Raw genomic sequence first — 7255 nt, 5'->3', positions numbered from 1 at the left:
GTTCAGCCGTGCGATGGAGGCATTCGACGACGACACGGACAGCGACATCCCCTACCGCATCCGCGTCCTCCTCGGCCTGCCCACCGGCGACTCCCCGGAACAACCTGCGGCGTAGCCGCGAAGCCCCCCGGGCCGGGCCACCGCTCGGACGGACCGCGCTCGCGACCACGACTGTGGCTATGGCTGCGACTGCGTGAGCGTGCGTCGCAGCCACCGCAGGCGCGCGTCGCGGGCGTCCCGGCTCAGCGCGGCCCGTGGCGCGAGGGTGTCGAAGCCGTGGAACGCCCCGGGCCATACGTGCAGTTCGGCTCGACCGCCGGCCTGCCAGATCGCGTTGGCGTACGCCACGCCCTCGTCCCGGAAGGTCTCGGCCGACCCGACCTCGAGATAGGCCGCCGGCAACTCGGCCAGGTCCCTCGCGCGAGCGGGCGCCGCGTAGGGCGGCAGATCCGCCGCGCCGTACCGGTCGCCCAGGGCCGCCCGCCACGCGGTGGTGTTGGAGGTGCGATCCCACGTGTCGACGCCGGCCAACTGCCGTCCGGAGAAGGTGTCGTCGCGGTCGTCGAGCATCGGACACAGCAGCAGTTGCCCGATCGGTGTGGGCCCGCCGCGGTCGCGGGTGAGCAGGGCGAGGGCCGCGGCGAGTCCGCCGCCGGCGCTCTTGCCGCCGACGATGATCCGGTCCGCGTCGATGCCCAGTGCGTCCGCGTCCGCGACCACCCGGAGCAATCCGGCGTAACAGCCCTCCAGCGGTTCGGGATACCGCGCGTCGGGCGCCAACGGATACTCGACGGAGACCACCGCCAACTCCAGCGGGAGCGCCCATTCACGCAGCACCTGCGGAAGCACGGACCACGCGTTGCCCATCACCATCCCGCCGCCGTGCAGGTAGTACAGCAGCGGCAGCGGCCCGGTCACCCCGGCGGGGCGGGCGCACACGAGCGTGACGTCCCGCCCGCCCGACGCTCCCGGCACCCGCGATTCGTCCACCTCGAAACGACCGTCGGCCCGCAGCTCCGCAAGGGTCGGCCTGGGCCGCGTCTCGGCATCCCGGGCCTGCCGGTGCGCCAGGTTCGCCGGGGTGAGCGGCTCCCGCGCGCCCTCTCCCAAGGCGGCCAGAAACGCGCCCAGTTCGGGATCGAATGGGGGCACACGCCGAGCCCTCGAAGCTCGCCCAAGGTCCATGCGAAGCAGTCAACCACCTCCTCGCCGCGGCCCGTCGCGGGACGGCGGGGTCGGTCGGGTGGTCGACCGGCCACGTTGTGCCGCACGCCGCACGATCGGATCATCGGAAAACAACGAAAGGCGAACACGTTTGGTATCCGCGCAAATTCGCAGCGCGACACGCCCTCTTCCGCGTGCCGAACCGACGACGACGGACCAGACTGGCAGCCATGAAGGATCACGAGGGATCGGCGACCGTGGTCCTGCCGGGCGGCCGGCGGATCGGCGTGCACGCGATCGTGGACGCGGACGAGGAACGCCTGTACGACCCGGGCCCGGACACGACACCGATCGGCTGGACGGCGACGCTGAGCCCGAAGAGCCCGACGGCCCACTCCGACCTGCACGAAATCTACCTGGCCGGCCAGGGGAAGTTGTGTCTCCCGAGCGGCACACACGGCCGATTCCTGGTGGTCGGCATCCGCATCGGGGCCGGACGCCCCGACCGCGTCGACATCCAGGGCACCGGCGACCCCACGAGCGAGTGACGTGCGCGCCGGCGGCCACCGCCGGCGGGCGTCATGACGCGGCGGCCCTCACCCGGTCCGCGAGACCCCGGTCCAGCGCCACTCGCACCAGCGCCGCCGCGAAACGCGGCAGGTCGTCCTCCTCGACCAGCGCGGCCAGGGCCTCGGGCGACGTCGGCAGGCCGACCCGATCCGCGCCGTCGAGCGCCTTCCGGTCCAGGAGCGGCCGCAGGAACGGCCAGATCCCCTGGGCCTCGCGGCAGAAGATGCGGGCACCGGACGGACCGATGCCGGGGAAGGCCCGGAGCAGTTCCTCGACGCGCTCGCGCCGCCCGTCCGCGTCGCCGGCGAGTCGGCGCAGGTCGCCCCGGTAGCGCTCGCGAACGAGGTCGGCGCACGCGCCGAGCCGGGTCGCGGTGCCCTCGTCGTAGCGTACGTAGTGGGCCCGCCCGAGCGCGTCCACCCGCTGCTGCCAGGTCAGTTCGGTCATGCCCGCCGGGGTCCCGCCGCCCGCGTCGAACAGTTCACGCGCGGCGTGTACGGCGATCGACGCCTTGATCCGGGTGGCCGTCAGGTTGCTCAGCACCAACAACTGCCACAGCGGCGCGGGCCTATCCGCGACGCGGATGCCGGCTTCCTCGGCGTACGTGGTGCCCGCCTCGGACAGCAGCGCCGCCACCCGTCCGTCCCGGGTGCGGGTGGTCCTCATGATGTGCCTCCCACCTCGGGCTACCCCACCGCACCCGATCGAATCGCCCACGTCCATCGGCAATGGGCACGAGCAGCAGGGCCCGGGACCCATCACGGTCGGTGACAGGTCGATGGTGGGCCGGGCGTCCGAGGCGACACGGGCGGCTACGCGCCGATCACCTCCCGCGGTCCCGACGATCTCCGGACTTCGCGGGCGGAATCGAGCCGACACCGACCGGCCCCGACCCCTGGACCTACCCGGCCCGCGGCCGCAACGGCGTTGACAGAAAAGCGAGTTCGGGCGCACTGCACGGAGGCGCGGTCGTTGTCGCAGTCAAGATTATGAGCATGCTCACAATCACCACCGCCATCGCCGACGATTCTTGCTCTCTGCGATGGTCACGACACGTTATCGCCGCGTTGCCCAATAGTGACACCCCGCTTCATGCGCAGAAACTCTCGCCATTCGTCACTTTCGGCGAAGAAACTCCTGCTCAGTGGCATCGATTTCGAAGATTCTCCGGCCCGATGACCGACGGCGTCGAGTGTGTGTCGACACGGGGTTTGGCGATCGGCTGCCGAGGAACGTGCGCGCGCGCACCCGAAGGTTATGGAGAGCGGCTCGCGTGGGGAAGGTCCACCCTTCCGGTCCGCCACGAGCACGTCGGTAGGTTCGATCGGCATGTCCGCCGAAACGAAATCTTTCGCCGAAACGGAATCCGCCCGTCCCGTCGTCTCGATGGGCCCACCCGAGCTGCGCGATGGCGCGGCGCTGTGGCACCTGGCCCGCGAGAGCGTGGCGCTGGATCTCAACTCCTCGTACAGCTACCTGCTCTGGTGCCGGGACTTCGCGGCGACCTCGATCGTCGCCCGTGACCAGGACGCGGGCGTCCTGGGCTTCGTGACCGGCTACGTCCGGCCCGGGCTGCCGGACACCCTGATGGTGTGGCAGGTCGCGGTGGCCGAAACCGCCCGGGGACGAGGGCTGGCCACGCGGATGCTGACCGCGTTGATGGAGCGCCGCGTCCCGCATGGGCAAACCCGCATGGAGACCACGATCACCCTGGACAACGCGGCGTCGATCGCGCTGTTCACCGCGCTCGGCCGCGAACACGGGGCGCATGTGAGTCGTACCGAACTCTTTCGCGCGGCCCTGTTCCCGGACGGGCACGCCGACGAAGTCCTGTTCCGGATAGGCCCGTTCGCCGCAGCCGCCTGAGCCCGACGGCCCCGAACCGAACCGGAGGGGGCGGCGCCGTCGAACGTGGCTCGCCGCTGCCCTCGATCATCCGATCCCTGGAGAAGCATGACTGTTTTCGAAACTCTCGAGTCCGAGGTCCGCAGCTACTGCCGAAGCTGGCCCACCGTGTTCACCCACGCACGCGGCAGCCGGATGTACGACGAGGACGGGCGTACCTACCTGGACTTCTTCGCCGGAGCGGGTGCGCTGAACTACGGCCACAATCACCCGCTGCTCAAGCGCGCGTTGCTCGACTACCTGGAAAGCGACGGGGTCACGCACAGCCTGGACATGTCCACGGCGGCCAAACGCACGTTCCTGGAGCGCTTCGAGGAGGTGGTGCTCGAACCGCGCGGCCTGGACTACAAGGTGCAGTTCCCCGGCCCCACCGGTGCCAACACCGTGGAGGCCGCGCTCAAGCTGGCCCGCAAGGTGACCGGGCGCGAGGCGGTGATCGGGTTCACCAACGCGTTCCACGGCATGACCCTGGGCGCGCTCGCGGTCACCGGCAACGCGAAGAAGCGCGCCGGCGCGGGTATTCCGTTGGTGCACGCCACGCCGATGCCGTATGACAACTACTTCGACGGGCAGTTGCCCGACTTCATCTGGTTGGAACGTCTGCTCACCGACGGCGGCAGCGGCCTGAACCTGCCCGCCGCGGTGATCGTGGAGACCGTACAGGGCGAGGGCGGCGTCAATGTCGCCCGGTTCGAGTGGCTGCGCGCACTGGCCGACCTGTGTCGGCGACACGAGATCCTGTTGATCGTCGACGACGTGCAGATGGGCTGCGGTCGTACCGGTCCGTTCTTCAGCTTCGAGCCGGCCGGCATCACCCCGGACATCGTGTGCCTGTCGAAGTCGATCGGCGGCTACGGGCTGCCGATGGCGCTCACCCTCTTCCGCCGCGACCTGGACGTCTGGGAGCCCGGCGAGCACAACGGCACCTTCCGCGGCAACAACCCGGCCTTCGTCACCGCCACCGCCGCGCTGGAGCTGTGGGCGGACGGGTCGCTGGAGAAGCAGACCACGCTCAAGGGCGAACTGATCGAGCGTCACCTGGCCGAGATGGTCACCGAACACGCCGCGCTCGGCGCCTCCCGGCGTGGCCGCGGCCTGATCCAGGGTCTGACCTTCGCCGACAACTCCCTGGCCGAAGCGGTGTGTGCGCGGGCCTTCGAGGGCGGCCTGCTGGTCGAGACCTCCGGTTTCGAGTCGGAGGTGGTCAAGCTGATGCCGGCGCTGACCACGACCGAGGACGAACTCGACGAGGGCATGGGCATCCTGGCGGACGCCGTGCGTGCCGTCCGCGCCGCCGCCTGAACTCCCGGACGCCACCGACCACAACGGAAGGACCACCACGATGATCGTTCGCACCCTGGACGAACTCGACGGCACCGACCGCGACATCGTCGCCGACACCTGGCGCAGTCGCCGCATCGTCCTGGCCCGGGAGGGCGTCGGCTTCTCCCTGCACGAGACGGTCATGTACGCGGGTACCGAGACCTCGATGTGGTACGCCAATCACATCGAGGCGGTCTTCTGCACCTACGGTGAGGGCGAACTCACCGACGAGGAGACCGGCCGGACGTACACGATCACGCCGGGCACGACCTATCTGCTCGACGGTCACGAGCGGCACACGATGCGGCCGAAGACCGACATCCGCATGGTGTGCGTGTTCAACCCACCGTGCACCGGGCGGGAGACCCACGACGAAAACGGGGTGTACCCGCTGCTGCACGAGGAGGCGGGCGCATGACGATCCCCTCGATCGATCGCGGTACGGCGGACGGCGGTGCGGCCAACCGCCGTTCGGTGGACGCCTATCCCACCCGCCACCTCTCCGGCGTGCTGCGCGTGGAACGCCGCGATCCGGTGGTGTGGGCCGACGCGTCCGAGGGACCGATGGCGCCGGACGAACTCCGCGACTACCGGCGGGACGGCTTCGTCACCGTCGACCCCTTGCTCGAAGCCGGCGAAGTCGCTTCGCTGCGCGCCGAGTTGGCCCGGTTGTGCGACGACCCCGCGGTCCGCGCGGACGAGCGCACGATCATCGAACCCGATTCCGAGGCGGTGCGGTCGATCTTCGAGATCCACCGGATCAGCCCGCTGCTGCGCGAACTCGTCGCCGATCCACGGCTGGTCGGCCGGGCCCGCCAGATCCTCGGCTCGGACGTGTACATCCACCAGAGCCGCGCGAACCTGAAGCCCGGCTTCGACGGCTCCGGCTTCTACTGGCACTCCGACTTCGAGACCTGGCACGCCGAGGACGGCATGCCCGCGATGCGGGCGGTGAGCATCTCGATCGCGCTGACCGAGAACCACGTACACAACGGCGCGTTGATGATCATGCCGGGTTCGCATCACACGTTCGTCGCGTGTCCGGGCGAAACCCCGCACGGCCACTATCGAACCTCGCTGCGCCGCCAGGAGATCGGCACGCCCGACCCCGACTCGCTGACCGAACTCGCGGACCGACACGGCATCGCGGTGCTCACCGGGCCGGCCGGTTCGGCGACCGTGTTCGACAGCAACTGCATGCACGGATCCGCGGAGAACATCACACCGTATCCGCGCAGCAACCTGTTCATCGTCTACAACAGCGTGCACAACGCCCTGACCGACCCATACGCGGCCCCGGAGCCCCGACCCGACTTCATCGCTGTTCTCGTGTCCGATCCGCACGACCATGCCCGGGTCGGTCGCCTCGCCCAACAGGCGCAGCAGCACGACGTGTTCCTCCAGTGCTTCGAGGACCGGGCGGATCGTGTTCGGGAAGTCCATGCCGAAACGGGTCAGGTTGGCCGTCCCGGCCAGGACGACCTTCTCTTCCTTGTGCTCGACCAGGGTGTCGAGCAGGGTGGCCAGGATGCCCGCCACGATCGGCCGTTCCTCGGCGGTGAACGGCTCGGCGAGATCCTGGATCAGCAACGGCACATCGGCGAACCGCTTGCCGGTGATCCGGCTGTTCAGCCGCGCCCGGACGTCGGCGAGCAGGTTCTCGCCGACCGGGCCCGGTGTGTCCATCACCCGCTGCTCGACCCGACCCGTGCTGGTGATCAGCACGAGCATCACCCGGGTGGGCGCGAGGGTGAGCAGTTCGACGTGCCGGATCGTCGAGCGGGTCAGCGAGGGGTACTGCACGACGGCGACCTGATGGGTGAGCTGCGCCAGCAGCCGCACCGTCCGGCCCACCACGTCGTCCAGGTCCACCGCGCCGGCCAGAAAGGTCTGGATCGCCCGACGCTCGGCGCCCGACAGCGGCTTGACACCCGCGAGGCGGTCGACGAACAGCCGGTAGCCCTTGTCCGTGGGCACGCGACCGGCGCTGGTGTGGGGCTGCGTGATGTAGCCCTCCTCCTCCAGCGCGGCCATGTCGTTGCGAATGGTGGCCGGGGAGACCCCGAGGTTGTGTCGGTCCGCGAGCGCCTTGGAACCCACCGGTTCCTGGGTCGCCACATAGTCCTGCACGATGGCGCGCAGCACGTCCTGCTTACGATCGTCGAGCATGGTGCGCACCTCCCTGACCGGTTCTTCCACCCGTTGCCGTGTCCCGTCTGCGGCGATTCGTCGTGCTGGTTGGCACTCCGTCCCGCCGAGTGCCAGTGTACGGGTCACCCGATCCGGACCGTAC

At 69.8% G+C, this 7255-nt stretch carries 6 protein-coding genes and 2 pseudogenes; 5 read left to right on the top strand and 3 right to left on the bottom strand.

Annotated elements, in window-relative coordinates; genetic code table 11:
* Positions 1–177: 177 nt before the first annotated feature.
* Positions 178–1152, bottom strand: a complete 975-nt coding sequence (locus tag ACFXMF_RS13900) for an alpha/beta hydrolase (RefSeq protein WP_379991667.1) — start codon at positions 1150–1152, stop codon at positions 178–180.
* Between the two features lie 242 nt (positions 1153–1394).
* Between ACFXMF_RS13900 and ACFXMF_RS13895 the strand changes: the two genes are divergently transcribed.
* Entirely contained in the window at positions 1395–1712 is a 318-nt protein-coding gene (locus ACFXMF_RS13895; protein WP_360323969.1) for a hypothetical protein, read from the top strand.
* 31 nt (positions 1713–1743) lie between these two features.
* Here ACFXMF_RS13895 and ACFXMF_RS13890 read toward each other — a convergent pair whose 3' ends face one another.
* The gene (locus ACFXMF_RS13890) at positions 1744–2400 is read right to left on the bottom strand and encodes an endonuclease (protein WP_379991668.1); all 657 of its coding nucleotides are present in this window, start codon (positions 2398–2400) and stop codon (positions 1744–1746) included.
* Positions 2401–3120: 720 nt separating this feature from the next.
* Here ACFXMF_RS13890 and ectA point away from each other — a divergent pair.
* The 4 genes and pseudogenes from ectA to thpD all read left to right on the top strand — a co-directional run.
* Positions 3121–3600 (top strand): diaminobutyrate acetyltransferase, encoded by a 480-nt coding sequence (gene ectA, locus ACFXMF_RS13885; protein ID WP_380020637.1) that lies wholly within the window; start codon positions 3121–3123, stop codon positions 3598–3600.
* An 87-nt stretch (positions 3601–3687) separates the two neighbouring features.
* Positions 3688–4941, top strand: a complete 1254-nt coding sequence (gene ectB / locus ACFXMF_RS13880) for a diaminobutyrate--2-oxoglutarate transaminase (RefSeq protein ID WP_360323963.1) — start codon at positions 3688–3690, stop codon at positions 4939–4941.
* 40 nt (positions 4942–4981) lie between these two features.
* A complete protein-coding gene (locus tag ACFXMF_RS13875; protein ID WP_360323961.1) occupies positions 4982–5380 on the top strand; it encodes an ectoine synthase in 399 nt (132 codons plus the stop codon).
* Positions 5377–6228 (top strand): annotated as a pseudogene (gene thpD / locus ACFXMF_RS13870) (ectoine hydroxylase); the annotation flags it as partial. The gene ACFXMF_RS13875 and the pseudogene thpD, both read left to right, overlap by 4 nt.
* On the opposite strand, the pseudogene hrcA reads toward thpD, so the two are convergent.
* Positions 6151–7131 (bottom strand): annotated as a pseudogene (gene hrcA, locus ACFXMF_RS13865) (heat-inducible transcriptional repressor HrcA); the annotation flags it as partial. The pseudogenes thpD and hrcA sit on opposite strands and share 78 nt — an antisense overlap.
* Positions 7132–7255 lie beyond the last annotated feature (124 nt).

The sequence above is a fragment of the Embleya sp. NPDC059213 genome (genome assembly GCF_042754445.1).
Classification (GTDB): domain Bacteria; phylum Actinomycetota; class Actinomycetes; order Streptomycetales; family Streptomycetaceae; genus Embleya.
Note: the sequence above shows the minus strand (reverse complement) of the source record. Positions and strands in the feature narration are given on the sequence as shown.

Coding starts and splice junctions, on each gene's coding strand:
- ACFXMF_RS13895 (WP_360323969.1), top strand. CDS start 1,395: ATGAAGGATCACGAGGGATCGGCGACCGTGGTCCTGCCGGGCGGCCGG.
- ACFXMF_RS13890 (WP_379991668.1), bottom strand. CDS start 2,400: ATGAGGACCACCCGCACCCGGGACGGACGGGTGGCGGCGCTGCTGTCC.
- ectA (WP_380020637.1), top strand. CDS start 3,121: ATGGGCCCACCCGAGCTGCGCGATGGCGCGGCGCTGTGGCACCTGGCC.
- ectB (WP_360323963.1), top strand. CDS start 3,688: ATGACTGTTTTCGAAACTCTCGAGTCCGAGGTCCGCAGCTACTGCCGA.
- ACFXMF_RS13875 (WP_360323961.1), top strand. CDS start 4,982: ATGATCGTTCGCACCCTGGACGAACTCGACGGCACCGACCGCGACATC.